The sequence below is a fragment of the Pseudomaricurvus alkylphenolicus genome, from assembly GCF_011683955.1.
GTDB classification, from domain to species: Bacteria; Pseudomonadota; Gammaproteobacteria; order Pseudomonadales; family Cellvibrionaceae; genus Pseudomaricurvus; species Pseudomaricurvus alkylphenolicus.
In genome coordinates, this window is record NZ_JAAQPI010000002.1 from 277,382 (window position 1) to 292,252 (window position 14,871).

Annotated in this window: 12 protein-coding genes; 5 read left to right on the top strand and 7 right to left on the bottom strand. The window is 54.6% G+C overall.

The window, feature by feature from the left end; genetic code table 11:
• Window positions 1–43 precede the first annotated feature (43 nt).
• Entirely contained in the window at window positions 44–2,422 is a 2,379-nt protein-coding gene (locus HBA55_RS06585) for a TonB-dependent receptor (RefSeq protein WP_166988644.1), read from the bottom strand.
• Between the two features lie 154 nt (window positions 2,423–2,576).
• Window positions 2,577–4,118, bottom strand: coding sequence for a DUF1254 domain-containing protein (locus tag HBA55_RS06590; protein ID WP_166988646.1), 1,542 nt, complete (start codon window positions 4,116–4,118; stop codon window positions 2,577–2,579).
• 117 nt (window positions 4,119–4,235) lie between these two features.
• Here HBA55_RS06590 and HBA55_RS06595 point away from each other — a divergent pair, with 117 nt between their 5' ends.
• Entirely contained in the window at window positions 4,236–5,258 is a 1,023-nt protein-coding gene (locus HBA55_RS06595; protein WP_166988648.1) for an AraC family transcriptional regulator ligand-binding domain-containing protein, read from the top strand.
• Here HBA55_RS06595 and bioD read toward each other — a convergent pair.
• Genes bioD through bioB form a run of 4 tightly spaced genes read right to left on the bottom strand, consistent with a single transcriptional unit; the run spans window position 5,255 to window position 9,822 of the window.
• Entirely contained in the window at window positions 5,255–5,935 is a 681-nt protein-coding gene (gene bioD / locus HBA55_RS06600) for a dethiobiotin synthase (RefSeq protein WP_166988650.1), read from the bottom strand. The genes HBA55_RS06595 and bioD overlap by 4 nt on opposite strands.
• A gap of 11 nt (window positions 5,936–5,946) precedes the next feature.
• On the bottom strand, window positions 5,947–7,530 hold the full coding sequence (bioC, locus tag HBA55_RS37200) for a malonyl-ACP O-methyltransferase BioC (protein ID WP_206019582.1): 1,584 nt from the start codon (window positions 7,528–7,530) through the stop codon (window positions 5,947–5,949).
• Window positions 7,531–7,556: 26 nt separating this feature from the next.
• Complete coding sequence (gene bioF / locus HBA55_RS06610; protein ID WP_166988652.1) at window positions 7,557–8,747, bottom strand: 8-amino-7-oxononanoate synthase; 1,191 nt, start codon at window positions 8,745–8,747, stop codon at window positions 7,557–7,559.
• 16 nt (window positions 8,748–8,763) lie between these two features.
• Window positions 8,764–9,822 (bottom strand): biotin synthase BioB, encoded by a 1,059-nt coding sequence (bioB, locus tag HBA55_RS06615; protein ID WP_166988654.1) that lies wholly within the window; start codon window positions 9,820–9,822, stop codon window positions 8,764–8,766.
• 215 nt (window positions 9,823–10,037) lie between these two features.
• Between bioB and HBA55_RS06620 the strand changes: the two genes are divergently transcribed.
• From HBA55_RS06620 to cysE, 4 genes are all read left to right on the top strand, one after another.
• Entirely contained in the window at window positions 10,038–10,781 is a 744-nt protein-coding gene (locus tag HBA55_RS06620) for a ComF family protein (protein WP_166988656.1), read from the top strand.
• A 182-nt stretch (window positions 10,782–10,963) separates the two neighbouring features.
• Window positions 10,964–12,091, top strand: a complete 1,128-nt coding sequence (locus HBA55_RS06625) for a beta-ketoacyl-ACP synthase III (RefSeq protein ID WP_166988658.1) — start codon at window positions 10,964–10,966, stop codon at window positions 12,089–12,091.
• Window positions 12,091–13,080, top strand: a complete 990-nt coding sequence (locus HBA55_RS06630; RefSeq protein ID WP_206019588.1) for a serine/threonine protein kinase — start codon at window positions 12,091–12,093, stop codon at window positions 13,078–13,080. The genes HBA55_RS06625 and HBA55_RS06630 overlap by 1 nt, the downstream gene beginning before the upstream one ends.
• 17 nt (window positions 13,081–13,097) lie before the next feature.
• Window positions 13,098–13,886, top strand: a complete 789-nt coding sequence (gene cysE / locus HBA55_RS06635) for a serine O-acetyltransferase (protein ID WP_166988660.1) — start codon at window positions 13,098–13,100, stop codon at window positions 13,884–13,886.
• Between the two features lie 20 nt (window positions 13,887–13,906).
• Here the strand turns inward: cysE and epmA are convergent, their stop codons facing one another.
• A complete protein-coding gene (epmA, locus tag HBA55_RS06640) occupies window positions 13,907–14,863 on the bottom strand; it encodes an EF-P lysine aminoacylase EpmA (protein ID WP_166988662.1) in 957 nt (318 codons plus the stop codon).
• Window positions 14,864–14,871 lie beyond the last annotated feature (8 nt).

Here is a 14,871-nt window from a genome sequence, read left to right on the forward strand (position 1 = left end):
CATTTCGAAAAAATGACTCGAGAGAGCAGATCAGGCAGGGGAATTAAAAGCGATAGATTCCCTCGATACCAATGGTGCGAGGCCGCCCAATTTGGGCCGTGAGGCCCCCACGGCTCTGAGAAAGATTCGTTGCGTAATTAATAACCTCTCTATCAGTCAGGTTTTTACCTGTAAGTGCCACCTGCCAACGGTCGTCATTGGAGGCCAGCGCCAGCCTGGCGTTCACCATGGTGGTTCCTGGCTGTTCTGAACGCGCATCCAAGGTGTTGGCCACGTAGTGATTGTCTTTAAAATTGGTGTCCAGTGTGGAACGTAATTCCAGGTTGTTACTGATCGGGTAAACGTGATTGGCCGACAGATTCAGTGTCCACTCCGGAGTGTGATTATTTTCAAGCCCGTTATAGACGCAGTTACCACTGTTGCTGGGACTCGCGGTGTTGTGCCCCTGCCCGGGACACGGCCCCTCCTCATAGTCGGTCCATTCAAAGTCCAGGTACGCAAGCCCGGCAGTCAAGAGCAGGTTTTCGGTGGGTCGCCAACGACCATCGAGCTCCAGACCGCGAACGGTCGCCTCACCGGCGTTGAGCACGGTAAACCCGAATGTGCCATCGAAGACACTGGTTTGCATATCAGTGTAATCCGTCTGGTAGAGCGCCATATTCAGTTCGGCTGATCCGTCAAGTAACGTCATCTTTGCGCCCAACTCCAGCGTGCTGGCTTCCTCCTGGTCAAACACAAAATTGTCGGCACCCAGAGCAAAAATATTGTAGGGGCGGCCAAATGCGTCCGCTGCTCCTGCACTTAACCCGTTAACGCCACGTGCATCGAAACCGCCGGCTTTATAACCCTCCGAGTAAGTCACATAAACCATGGTGTCGGCGTTGAGGTCATATTGCAGATTGAGTGATGGAGTCCAGTTTTCTTTCTCCAGCGTTGCTTTCAACTCGTGATCGACCAGCTGAAAACCATCGGGTAGTGGCGTGGCATTGCCATCGTTATTCAGGGCCAGTAAATCGGCGACAGTAAATGACGTTCCCGGAACCATAATGTCACTCTGAAGAACGCCAGGTGCTACGTTCAGGGAGTAGGTTTGCTGTTGACGCAGGCCATCTTTTTCATCCTTTGTGTAACGTAATCCCAACGTCAGGCGCAATGCCTCCGTCATGTTCCAGGTGAATTGCCCAAATAATGCCAGCGTGTCAGAGTCCTGTGAAAAGGGTCGCTTCACCAGCGAATCGAATGCAGGAAAACCCGGCGCCGGTTGCATACCCAGGCTGGATACCTGCAGACTGGCATCTTCGTTGTAACGCTGCTCCGAAGACTGAAAGAATGCCCCCAGGATATAGTCAACCGTTTCACCACCGGGTGAGGTTAATCGAATTTCCTGGCTAAACTGTTCAAACTCCTCTGACAGATCCATCGAAATCAACGGCACTTCCGAATTATCGCCATCGTAGTTATCTTCGCGATAGTCGAATTGCGAATAGCCGGTGACAGATGTCAAAGTGTGTTCGCCCAAAGCGTAGTCCAGCTTTAACACCAGGTTGTCGCTTTCGAAGGACATGCGGATATCTTCGTTAAGGTAGGTGTCGTAATCGAGTTCAGCATCATCCTGCAGTCCGGGGACAATCAGTGGATAGATTCCAAGGTCAATGGTCTGCGTTTGGCGACCACGTCGATCGATTTCTGACGCTTCCAGCTTGAGCGTAGCGGATAGATTGTCTGTCGGTTCCCATGCCAATGTCACCCTGGCGGCCTGCTCTTCAACTGCGGGCATATCTTCGTCGAGCAATTTGTTTTCCACGTAGCCGTCTTCCTGTCGGTTACGCAGAGCGAGTCGAGCGGAAAGGGTGTCCGTCAGCGGTCCGGAGATGACGCCATTGATTTCATGTTCATTATGTTCCGGCGCATAACTTGCGCTCAACAGCGCCTCAAACTCGTGCGTCGGCTTTGCGCTGACAAGGCTGATCGCACCGGCAATGGAACTTTGCCCAAACAGAATACTCTGCGGACCACGCAGCACTTCGACCCGTTCAAGGTCCATAAATGAGGAACGCGACTGTAGACTGCGCCCCATATAAACACCATCGGAATAGGTACCTACGGATTGCTCGAATCCCTGGTTGGCGCTGGAGCCGATGCCCCGGATAAACATTTGTGGCACCAGCCCGCCTTCAACAATCTTCAAATTGGGCACATAGGCGGATAAATCCTGCAGATTTTCAATACCCGCTTCCGCCAGTTTTTCGCCACCAACCGCACTCACCGAAATCGGAACGTCCTGTAAACTTTCCACGCGCTTTTGTGCAGTAATAACTATTTCTTCCAGTGCATATTCCTGAGCCAGCGTCGGTGTCGCGAAGATACCGGTGGTCAATGCAACTGCGGCTGCAATAGGTGCTTTTTTTGTATGAAAAATCATAACTCTTCCTCTCGGATTTTCCGGATGCTTGCCAGTACTTCAAACACCCGTAGTGTTTTTATCGTTTGTGAATGATCAGCTTATTCAAATCCATCCCTGGATACTTAGCTTTAAACGACACTTGTCTGAACACTGATTAATGGTTGTCAATTCACTAAGGGGTTGAGGCCAGCGCACCTTCGGTTCTGATCACTGGAGGCACATAATGCTCAATGGATGCTTCATCCAGCACACCCGGTTTAGGCATATACATCCGCAAATTGAGGCGGAACATTTCACCCTCAGGTATCGGCAGCCAATTGCTGGTTCCCTGTTTCGGTTCGGCAGATTGGATATAGAGCGTCAGTGAACCGTCGGCGTTGTAAGTCAAACCTTGCGTGCGGTCGCCAATGCTATAACGGCGAAAATCGTTCTCCACCAGATTATAGTCATCGGTATAGCCCGTCAGTGACCAAAATGCATTAACGGGGGGCAGATGATCGGCACTAAACGTCAAGGTGTAATTGTTGCTTCCGTTAAGGGTTTCGCCGGCGCCGTCATGATAAGTGTGAAAATACATGCCTTCAGCGGCGCTGTGTACCACCAGCCCCTGAATAGCACCTTCTGCCCGGGCCAGATAATCCTGCCCATAGCGTCCGCCCACCAGGTCCACATTCCACATCGACTGTGATTTGTGGCCACGGTATTTGACCTTCCAGGCAATCAGGTCCTTGGTGGCCGCGATGGCACGCTTCATGCCACGTTTGATGGCAGGATCCAGACTGGCCGGGTCAAATTCCTGTTCAAGTGACAATCCAATGTGCTTGAAACTGTCCCAAATGGCTTTGCCGGCTGCATCCTGGGGTGGATTTCTGTGGGCGAAGTCGACGATGCGAGCAAAGTCTGGCAATTCGCCGCTGGTCACAGGTTGGGGAAACTCCTCTCTGGTGGTTACCACCTTCTGCCCCTCTTCGGCAGACAGGGGTTTGACGTAGAATTGGTCCTGAAGGGCCATCACCGTCCCGGTATCTTCAGCGCCATCGACCAAAATACGCAGCGCAAAAAAACCTTCATTGGTGGGCACATCAATACGGGTCATGCCCTTCGGCAATTCTCCCTGCCAATCGGGTCCTACCAGGGCGTACTTACCCGGGCGGGCGTGGGTGGCGCGAGTACCGATATAGGCGGCGTTGCTGAGGTTTCCGTCCACCACCTGCACGGAATAATAGCGGTCCTGGATGTCCGGTACCGTCAGCACCAGAGGCTCGTCTTTCAGCTGATAAAAGCAGGAGCTGTACATGGTGTCGTTGTTGGGCGTAATGCCCAGCTTCAGACTCGGGGTGGACAACATGCGGACATGCACAATTTCATTAAACTGGGCGCCATCCAGGGAAGACTCGCTAAAGGAATTCATGCCACGTTTGGCGTAGGCATCGGCCATGCGATTGAGACCATAGCGAAACTCCTCAAAGCGCAGAGAGGGCAATCCGTAGGTATAGGCTTGCATACCCAGGCTGTAGCCCAGTTCTTCTTTGGCCCGCTCATCGCGCCGTGGGTCGGTACTGGCACGCAGGGATTTGTCCGGACTCAGGTCTACCACTTCGTTTTCTGAGGTGTAGCGCTGCAGTGAATTGCGTTCTGCGTGAACCCCGGTATGTACGGCCGCGCCGACCGCAATCACCAACAGATGCCGTGACCAGCGTTTGAACTTCAACATATTCTCTCCTCCTAGCTGCGTGATTGAGTTGATTACAAATTAACCTCCTGACTCCTTTGCTTCTTAGCATTTGACGACATATCATCCATAGACCGGTTTAGAGGGAAGGGTGGCGCGGTGAGTGATTTCGTGATTCGCAGCCAGGCATTGAATGGCTTTGAGGAAACAGTTGTCGAACTGGGCGGCGACCCCCGTGTTTTGTACGACCAGCTTGAATTACCCTGCGCTGCTGAATTGCAACGAAAGGAATTTATCGACTATGAAATAGTGATCCGGTTGTGGAATGCCGCAGCGGCCACTTTAGACTGTCCGCAGTTCGGCTATTTGGTCGCGTTGAAAAAAGACCCACGCCATCAATACGGTATCCTCAGTATGATCACCGCCACATCCGCCACCGGCGCGGAGGCGATCAGCAGTTTCGCACGCTACCTGAAGATTCATACCAAGACCGGGGTGGTGGAGTTAAGGCATGATGCCGGAAAGTCCTGTTTGCAGAATGCGATTCTGTATCCGGGAAAAGAATCGGTTTACCAGGTGTATCTTCACGCCATTGGATTGGGTATTAATATCCTTCGGGTACTGAGTGAAGACAGTATCAAGCCTGTTGCCATACACCTGATGTTCAAAGAGCCCGCACACAGCAGCAGGCTGCGTAAAGCGATACGTTTACCCATATTCTTTAACTCCAGCTGGAACGGTCTGGAGTTTAATACAGCCGACTTGACGCGCCCGCTGCCGCGCGCAAATACGCAACTGCACCAACGGCTCGAACAGGAAATCAGCGATAGCCTGACGGAATCACGACATGACTTCGCACAGCGCTTGAGAACCCTGATTGGACGTACATTGGATATTGGTGATCCCTCCATCGATCGGGTTTCAACGTATCTTGCGTGCAATAAACGCACGCTGCAACGACGACTGGAAAAGTGGGATCTCAATTTTAAGCAACTGCTGGATCAGGTACGTCTGCATCGTGCCAAACATTACCTGCAGCACTCCAGCCTCTCCCTGATCGAAATAGCCGAGTTACTCAGTTATAACGACCAGAGTTCTTTCAGTCGATTCTTCAGCCGTTGCGAGGGCATGGCTCCATTACATTGGCGTCAGCTGCAGCTGGAACAAACCAAAGAGGATTAAAGACTTTCCAGATCGAGATACTTTGCAATATTTTCCTTGGAGGGCACTTCAAGAAATGGAACTTCCCCCAGGCAAGGAGCACCAATCAGTGTCCGCAGGGTCATGATGTTTTCTTCGTAACAACTCATGGCCGGGTCGATCCGATTCGCCACCCAACCAGCGACTTTAAGTCCATCACGCTCGATGGCCTCAACGCTTAACAGGGCATGATTAATACAACCGAGTTTCATACCCACCACCAGAATTACCGGCAGATTGAGTTCCACGGCGAGGTTGGCCAGGGTCTCGCGGGGGTTTAGCGGCACTCGCCAGCCACCAGCGCCCTCGATGACCACCCAATCGCAAGACTGCATCAGTATACCGTTGCAGAATCCTGCAAGACGATTGACCGACAGCGATTTGTTTTCATGCATGGCGGCAATATGCGGCGCTATGGCTTCTTCCAATGCCACTGGATTGACCTGGGCGTAGGGAAGCTGAAGTGTCATAGCATCCTGCAGCGCCAGAGCATCGTCGTTGCGAAGCCCGGCATCCGTTTTTTCACAGCCAGCCGCTACAGGTTTGATGGCTGCGGTCTGTAATCCGGACTGACGTGCTTTTTCCAAAAGGCCACAGGCGACCCGGGTTTTTCCGGCATCGGTGTCGGTGCCAGCGATAAAAAATTTTTTCTTGGCCATAGTAGGATTTATCAACAGCTGAGTTCGAGGTAATAAGCCTGGTAAGTGGCCGGCAGTTTTTGTCGCTCGTTGCGAAACTGTTCATAGGCCTGCTTGAATTTGATCACACGCTGGCGACCGGTCAGACCGGCGCTTTGCCCATGGTTCATATTGTGAGCGCCGAGAGTTTTGAGCTCATAAGTGAGCTGTCGAACCTCATCGTATTGCAGCACGATATCTTCGCCATGAAAACGATCCAAAGTGAGTCCGCTGGCCGATATCGCCTCACGCAACTTCTCTTTACTGGCAAAAGTATTGACGTGGGTATAGTTGTCCACATTGCTCCATGCCTGACGTAACTCTTTTAGCGTATCGGGACCCAAAGTCGCCAGATAGAGCTTTCCGCCCGGTCTGATCACGCGTTTGAGTTCGCTGAACAAGGCGGGCAGATCAGCGCACCACTGAATCGCCAGCGACGAAAAAACGGCGGATACCGAATGATCGGCCAGGGGAAGATTTTCCGCATCACCGCACAGCCACAAGTAGTCTCCGGAGCGCGTCTCCCTCGCGTAAGACAACATGCCCTGCGCAAGATCCAATCCCGCCACACACGAAAACTTTTCACCCAACAGAGGAGTGAAATAGCCAGTGCCACAACCGAGATCCAGGGCCAGACCATCGCAACTCTGAACCTGCTCCATCATACGATGGCCGATTTGGCGCTGAACGGCGGCGACACTGTCGTAGTTGTGTGCGGCCTTGCCAAACGAGTCCGCGACTTTTTGTTTATCGACGGCGTAATGAACGGATTGCAAAAAGTCTTCGATGCGCTGCCAAACTTGTTCGGCATCAGAACAGTGTGGTGCGTGCCCTGACCCAGCAAGCACCGACACCTGTTGACGCAGGTTAAGAGATTGCATGCCCTCAGCTGCGCCGCAGGGAACCAGAGCATCTTCACGTCCCAATAAGTGCAGGCCGGCCATTGCCAAGGTAGAGAAACTCTTAATGTTATCCAGTTCTCCTAACCACTGCAGAGGAAGTTGCCACTGGTTAGAGCTGTGTTGCCAGGAGCTTTGTGTTGCCTCTCGCAGCGACTTGAGCAGTGGCCGCGCATTTTTGTCGCCTTGGCTCATCAGACCGGAAAAGCGCTTGAGCGTCATTTCCGGTGCGGAAGAAAAACTGCCACAGAACTCAGAGAAGGTATCGGCAGCCATGGCAGCCGTCCAATTGTCCCGCTGCACAAAACTCAAGTTGGCGGCCAGGGTTATCAGCGCACTGACCCTCTGTGGCTGTAAGGCAGCCAGGCGCGTGGCAAGCATTCCTCCCAACGACCAGCCAAGCAACATAAAACGCTGCGGCAGTTGCACCAGCAATTGTTCGATAAAGGCGTCGACAGATTCGAATACACTCGAATCCCCAAAGCCGGGAAGATCCACCAAGAGCAAATCGCAGTTTTCATGCAACCGGGGCAGCAGTGCTTCCCAACTGCGGCTGTCACTGCCCCAACCGTGTAGCAGTACGAGAGGCTCGGGGTAACGACAGGCTTGGCGTGCGGGCAGGTGTCGCACAGCAATAGGCTCAACCGGGGGCGTCGATATCAGGGGCAATGCGCTCATGAGATTACCTCTCTCGTTTTGCTCGTTCACAGCGGTGTTTTTGGCAGGGCGGTGACAACGTCGTCCAGCGCCTGCAACAAACCATCGACCTGCTCTTGCGTATGGGCGGCCGACAAGGTCACGCGAAGCCGGGCACTGCCCTGCGGAACCGTAGGCGGGCGAATGGCTCCCACCCAGTAGCCTTTTTGTTCCAGGCCCTCGGCCACTTCCAGGGTGGTTCGAGCGTCGCCAAATACGATGGGCTGAATGGCTGTATCGGAGTCCATCAGTGTCAGCCCAAGCTCGCCGGCTCCCTGACGAAAGTGTCTGATTAATCCCTTGAGTTGTTGTCGTCGCCAGCCTTCTTCCTGAATGACTTTGAGACTGGCTCGGGTTGCTGCCGCTACAGCGGCCGGCATGGCAGTGGTGTAGATATAGGGACGAGCCTGTTGAATCAGGGTTTCGATCAAAACTTCGCTGCCGGCTACAAAAGCGCCGTATGTGCCCGCGCCTTTGCCCAGCGTCCCCATCAAGACAGGCAGCTTGTTTTGGTCCAGGCCAAAATGCTCTGCCGTGCCCGCACCGGTGTCACCCAGACAACCAAAGCCATGAGCATCGTCCATCATCAGCCAGGCGCCGTGTCGCTCGGCCAGCTCGGCCAGTTCCGGCATAGGTGCCAAATCCCCATCCATGCTGAACACGCCATCTACCACTATCAGCTTGCGCTCGGCTTCACTGCGCTGCAGCTTTTTTTCCAGATCCGCGACCCGGTTGTGCAGGAAGCGCTGAAAACGCGCACCGGATAGCAGGCCTCCGTCGAGCAATGAGGCGTGGTTCAGCTTGTCCTCAAAAACCGCGTCACCTTTTCCCACCAAAGCGTTGATGGTGCCAACATTGGCCATATAACCGGTGGAAAACAGCAGTGCTCTGTCGCGACCGGTAAATTCAGCCAGTTCTTCTTCCAGAGCGTGGTGTTCGCTAGTGTGGCCGCAAACCAGATGAGAGGCTCCGCTGCCGACACCGTAGTGTTCGGCAGCCGATCGCATGGCCTCCACTATGCGAGGGTGATTGGCCAGACCCAGGTAGTCGTTGCTGCAAAAGCCTGTCAGTTGTCGGCCATCGACCTGTACCTGACTGCCCTGGGCGGACGCCAGAGTACGGCGGCGTCGGTACAGGTGCTGCTGCTGGCGAGCCTGCAGGCCAGGAGCCAACGCCTTGTCTAAGAGAGAATCCGGCATGGCGAATCAAGCGGACTTACTTGGTCGCTGCGTCGTAGAAGAATTTGTCGTTCTGCGCCGCCTGCAGAGAGTCACGTACCGCAGCTTCCTGTTCAGACTCGTCCTCAGTGACCTCGTACTTTTCGGTGTTAATGCCCAGCCGCTTGAGCAGCTGCATGTCTTTGTTGGCTTCGGGGTTCGGCGTGGTCAACAGTTTTTCGCCGTAGAAAATCGAATTGGCGCCGGCCATAAAGGCCATGGACTGCATTTGCTCATTCATCTCTTCACGGCCGGCAGACAAGCGCACGTGAGATTTCGGCATCACAATACGGGCCACCGCAATGGTGCGGATAAAGTCGAACGGATCCAGATCAGCCTGATCGGCCAGTGGGGTACCTTCAACCCGCACCAGCATATTGACCGGTACGGATTCCGGGTGCTGGGGCATGGTCGCCAGCTGATGTAACAGGCCTACGCGATCTTCCTGCCCTTCACCCATGCCCACAATGCCACCGCTACACACTTTCATGCCCGCCGCACGGACATTGCCGAGGGTATTGAGACGATCCTGGTAAGTGCGGGTGGTAATGATGTCACCGTAGAATTCAGGGGAGGTGTCAAGGTTGTGGTTGTAATAATCCAGACCGGCATCGGCCAGTTCCTGTGCCTGGTCTTCGCTTACCATACCCAGGGTCATGCAGGTTTCCATGCCCAGCGCTTTGACCTGCTGTACCATTTTGGTCACATAGGGCATGTCTTTCTTCTTGGGTGAACGCCAGGCTGCGCCCATGCAAAAGCGGGTGGCACCACTGGCTTTGGCGGCACGGGCTTCTTCCAGTACCTTTTCCACCTTCATCAATTTCTCTTTTTCCAGACCGGTATCGTAGCGGGCGCTCTGGGGGCAGTATTTGCAGTCTTCGGGGCAGGCACCGGTCTTGATGGAACATAGGGTGCTGATCTGGACTTCATTGGGATTGAAGTACTGGCGATGCACCACTTGAGCCTGAAACATCAGATCGTTGAAAGGCAGGTCAAACAACGCCGCGATTTCTGCGCGGGTCCAGTCGTGGCGGATGGTGTCTGTAGTGGCGCCCATAATCTTTAATACCCTGTTAATGTTTGGTCTGCCCCACTGGTGAGGCCAATCCCCCGCTGACTTTGGTCTTTTTAGATCTCAAGCAATGTAGATCTCAAACAATGCCAGCGGAATTGTGAATCGAAAGATCAAATAATAACCGCTTCCGCCGACTTGTCAACCTGCGCGCCACCCCAAGGTTAACAGGTAGGACTCAATCAAGGATATTAAAGGCAATGGATTTGCCACTGAAAGCAAACCGTCTTTTTAAGGGCTTGTTGCCCGCGCAGAACTGCCGAAATTGCCTCGGCCCCGCTGAAGATCACTGCCTGTGTTCAAGCTGCCGCCAAGAGCTGGAGGCGTCTGAGCAACGGCTTCGGCGCTGTTATCGCTGTGCCTTGCCATTGCCCGGCACCGAATCCGAGTCGGCGCAACCTTTGTGCGCAGAATGTCTGGCCGCCCCACCTCCCTTTAAGCGCTGTATTTGTGCCCACCACTACCATGCCCCCATTAGTCAATGGCTCCGGCAATTCAAATATCGGGGAGACCTGCGGGACGGGCAACTGCTGGGCGAACAATTGGCGCACCGCATTGAGCAAACCGCTGAGACACTACCCCAGTGGTTGATTCCCGTCCCCTTGCACTGGCGCAAGCTACTGCAGCGGGGCTTCAATCAATCACAATGGATCAGCCGTCACCTGCATCAGCGCCTGCAGATACCGGTCCTGGATTGCCTTCGACGCAGTCATGGCAGATACAGCCAGAAGGAGCTCAACCGAGAGCAAAGGCTCGTTGCTTTGCGCTCTGCATTTCGGCTCAGACAGGGCAAGGTGGCACTGCTGGCAGGGGCAGATGTCGCCCTTATCGACGACGTCGTCACCACCACCGCGACCGCACGCAGCGCCTCCAGTGTGCTGCTGTCAGGCGGCTGCCGTTCCGTCCAGATATGGTGCCTAGCGCGCACAGAGAAAAGTGGCTGACCGGTCACGGCCGGGAGGAGTTTGCCATTAGACCTATCGCCGTATTTGCGGCACAATCGTGCACGAAATCACCCTCTTTCGGCGACGTTCAACTACTCCTTCAAGGTGATATTTCCCGAAAAAGCGACTCTGATGCAATTATTCAAGCGACGTCGAGGCCTGCCCGACAGTCTGGATGGAACATGACAGAAACAAATGTAGTAATCAGTGGTGTTGGTCTGTGGACTCCCGAGCACAGTATCAGCAACGAAGAACTGGTAACGGCCTATAACGGCTACGCCGAGAAGTATAATGCCGACAATGCCAGCGCTATTGAGGCTGGTGATCTCAGCGCCAAGCCCTTATCAAGTGTCGAATTTATCAACAAAGCCTCTGGCATCAACAGCCGATTTGTCTATCGGAAAGACGGTATTCTGGATATAGACCGCATGCGCCCCAAGTGGGAAGAGCGGGGCAATGAAGAGTTGTCACATCAAGCTGAGGTAGCCCTGCTGGCGGCGCGCAAGGCCCTGGCTGCCGCCAACAAGAAACCGGAAGATATTGATGCGGTTATCGTTTCCTGCGCCTATACCCAGCGCTCCTACCCGGCCATCGCCATTGAGGTGCAGAACCAACTGGGAATCCAGGGATTTGGCTTTGATATGCTGGTGGCCTGTTCAGCGGCAACTTTTGCCCTGCAGAGGGCCTATGAGATGGTCAAGGCAGGCACCGCACGCTGCGTATTGGCCATCAACCCCGAGTTGACCTCGCCACAGAACAATTGGCGCGACCGGGACAGCCACTTTATTTTTGGCGATGTTGCCACCGCCACAGTCGTGGAAACGGAGGCGACGGCAAACTCTGAGCACTGTTACGATGTCCTCAGCACCAAGGCGGTGACATCCTTTTCCAATAACATTCGCTCCAACTATGGTTACTCTTCTTACGCCGATGACAGCGAGCCCTACGGACTCGATAAGTTCTTTATCCAGAATGGACGCAAGGTGTTTAAAGAGGTGTGCCCCATGGCGGCGGAACATATTTCCAGCCAGCTGGATGCCCTGGGTATTGCCGTTACGGATGTACGTCGCTGGTGGTTACACCAGGCTAATATCAACATGAATGTGTTGATCGGCAAACGCCTGCTGGGCCGCGAAGCCACCGCGGAAGAAGCGCCGATTGTGCTCGACCGCTATGCCAATACCGCATCAGCAGGTTCACTGATTGCCTTCAACCTCCATCACGAGGACTTGGTGAGCGGCGATCTGGGCGTCATCTGTTCCTTTGGTGCCGGTTACTCCATCGGCAGTCTGGTGGTACGTAAACGCTGATGCATGAGACTCACCCTTACGATGATTTAACCCCCGACTGCATCCTCGATGCGGTCGAGGCCGAAGGCTACTTCTGTGATGGACGTACTCTGGCCCTGAACAGCTATGAGAACCGTGTCTATCAAGTGGGCATAGAGGATGCCCAACCCCTGATCGTCAAATTTTACCGTCCCAAGCGCTGGAGCCTTGAACAAATCCAGGAGGAGCACGACTTTTGCCGGGAACTGGTTGAAGCCGACCTGCCAGTGGTTCCGCCGATGGAAGACAGCGACGGCAACACCATCCGTTTCCACAAGGACTTTATGTTTGCGCTGTTTGAGCGGCGTGGCGGGCACGCGCCAGAGCTGGACAACCTCCACAATCTGGAAGTAATGGGACGTTTCCTGGGGCGTATGCATAACATGGGCTACGAACGCCCGTTTACGCATCGACCTGCCATTGATGTGCAAAGCTATGGCATCGATAGTATGCGCTTCCTGCTGGATGAGCACTTCATTCCTGTAGAGCTGGAGACCCCTTATCGGACTCTGTGTGATGATTTAATCGCAATTCTGCAGCAGCGTTTCGCCGAAACGCGGTATGAGGGCCTGCGTCTGCACGGCGATTGTCACCCGGGCAATATCCTGTGGCGGAATGATGCCCCCAATTTTGTAGACTTTGACGATACCCGTACTGGACCGGCGGTACAGGATCTGTGGATGCTGTTGTCTGGCGAAAGAGATCAGCAACAGGGGCAGCTGGACAAGATCCTGAAGGGTTACCGTCAGTTTTGCCCCTTCAACGGCGCAGAGCTGAATCTGGTGGAAAGTTTGCGCACACTGCGCATAATGAACTACAGCGCCTGGCTGGCCAGGCGCTGGGAGGATCCTGCGTTTCCTCACAATTTCCCGTGGTTTAATACCCAGCGCTATTGGTCAGATCATATTTTGACACTGCGGGAACAGCTGGCTGCGCTGCAGGAACCCCCCTTACAAATGCCGTTTATGTAGATAGGAGCCAAAGCCTCATGTCCTACGCACCAGACAGCGATACCATCTGGCAGACCATTCGCGAGGAATCCCGGCAGCAGGCAGCGGAAGAACCGATTCTGGCCAGTTTTTTTCATGCCACCGTGCTGAATCACAGCCGCCTGGAGGATGCGCTCAGCTTCCATCTGGCCAATAAACTCGACAGCCCTGCGGCCTCGGCCATGCAGATCCGTGAAGTGGTACAGCAGGCCTTCGACAGTGACTGCGACCTTGGTGCGGCTATGCGCGCGGACCTGCTGGCCATCAAGGATCGGGATTCTGCCTGTGACAACCTCTCTACACCGTTGCTGTTCTTCAAGGGCTTTCACGCCTTGCAGGCCTATCGCGTCGCCCACTGGCTATGGAATCACCAGCGCCGGGAACTGGCGCTGTTTCTGCAAAATCGTATCTCGGTGGAATTCGGGGTGGATATTCACCCGGCCGCGCGAATTGGTCAGGGGATTATGTTTGACCATGCCACCGGCATTGTGATTGGTGAGACCGCCGTGGTCGAAGACAATGTTTCTCTGATGCAATCGATTACACTGGGCGGCACGGGCAAGGAATCCGGAGACCGCCACCCCAAGATTCGGGCCGGAGTTATGATCGGCCCCGGCTCCAAGATCCTCGGCAATATCGAAGTCGGCGAGGGGGCCAAGGTGTGCGCGGGCAGCGTGGTCCTGAAGCCCGTTTCAGCCCATGCCGTGGTGGCTGGAGTTCCGGCCAAGGTGTTGGGACATACCAGCAGTGGCCAGCCGGCGCTGGAAATGGATCAGGGGCTCAGTTGATCGGAGCTCTCCGAGCGAGCTTAAATCCGCTCGAAAGCAAACGCCAGCGAGCGACGAATATCGTCGCAGTCGCTGCTGAGCATTAGCAATCGATCCACGCCCAACGCAACCCCGGCGCAGTCTGGCAGGCCGGAATTGAGGGCCTGCACCAGTTTTTCATCGCTGCGATAAAGCGGTAACCCCAGACGCTTGCGCTGCTCGATGTCGCGGCAGAAGCGGCTCGCCTGTTCCTCTGCGTCTGTGAGCTCAAAGTAGCCATTGGCCAACTCCACACCTCGAACATAGGCCTCAAACCGTTTTGCCACAGACTGTCCCTGCTCGTCGGGCTGCACCCGAGCCAGAGCGGCCTGGGTTTCCGGAAAGTCATAGACGAAAACCAATCCCTCGCCCATGGCCGGTTCGATGACGTGGGTCATAAGAAGATCAAGCCATACATCCCGGTCATTATCTTGCCAATCTGCATCGATGTGTTGCCTGGCTAACATACTCAGCTGCTCAGCGTCAGCTTTATGAGGATCGATGCCCAGGTGTCGTTCGAACAGATCCCGATAGCTGCAGCGGCTGATACCGGAGGGCGCACAAAACCGCACGATAAGCGCTTCCACCTCATCCATCAGCTGTTGATCGTCCCACCCAAGCCGATACCACTCCAGCATCGTGAATTCGGGGTTGTGACGTCGCCCCGCCTCCCCATTACGAAAGGCTTTGCCGAGACTGTATATATCGCCACTACCGGCAGCAAGTAGCCGCTTGAGGAAAAATTCCGGCGAAGATTGCAGGTACAACAACTCACCGCAAACACTGGCAGAGATACTGTCAATATGTGGATCGGTGGCGGCAGCCCGCGCCAACAGGGGCACTTCAACTTCCAGAACCCGTCGCTCGGCAAAAAAAGTGCGTAGCTGGGCATATAGCTGCGCACGTGCGCGCAGTAGAGGCATATCCGCGGACGGCTGCCAGTCAGGCGTAGTCATCATGGTAGAGA

What these genes read in the sequence shown, in the direction of transcription:
- HBA55_RS06585 (WP_166988644.1), bottom strand. Translation starts at nt 2,422, where the DNA reads ATGATTTTTCATACAAAAAAAGCACCTATTGCAGCCGCAGTTGCATTG.
- HBA55_RS06590 (WP_166988646.1), bottom strand. Translation starts at nt 4,118, where the DNA reads ATGTTGAAGTTCAAACGCTGGTCACGGCATCTGTTGGTGATTGCGGTC.
- bioD (WP_166988650.1), bottom strand. Translation starts at nt 5,935, where the DNA reads ATGGCCAAGAAAAAATTTTTTATCGCTGGCACCGACACCGATGCCGGA.
- bioC (WP_206019582.1), bottom strand. Translation starts at nt 7,530, where the DNA reads ATGAGCGCATTGCCCCTGATATCGACGCCCCCGGTTGAGCCTATTGCT.
- bioF (WP_166988652.1), bottom strand. Translation starts at nt 8,747, where the DNA reads ATGCCGGATTCTCTCTTAGACAAGGCGTTGGCTCCTGGCCTGCAGGCT.
- bioB (WP_166988654.1), bottom strand. Translation starts at nt 9,822, where the DNA reads ATGGGCGCCACTACAGACACCATCCGCCACGACTGGACCCGCGCAGAA.
- HBA55_RS06620 (WP_166988656.1), top strand. Translation starts at nt 10,038, where the DNA reads ATGGATTTGCCACTGAAAGCAAACCGTCTTTTTAAGGGCTTGTTGCCC.
- HBA55_RS06625 (WP_166988658.1), top strand. Translation starts at nt 10,964, where the DNA reads ATGACAGAAACAAATGTAGTAATCAGTGGTGTTGGTCTGTGGACTCCC.
- HBA55_RS06630 (WP_206019588.1), top strand. Translation starts at nt 12,091, where the DNA reads ATGCATGAGACTCACCCTTACGATGATTTAACCCCCGACTGCATCCTC.
- cysE (WP_166988660.1), top strand. Translation starts at nt 13,098, where the DNA reads ATGTCCTACGCACCAGACAGCGATACCATCTGGCAGACCATTCGCGAG.
- epmA (WP_166988662.1), bottom strand. Translation starts at nt 14,863, where the DNA reads ATGATGACTACGCCTGACTGGCAGCCGTCCGCGGATATGCCTCTACTG.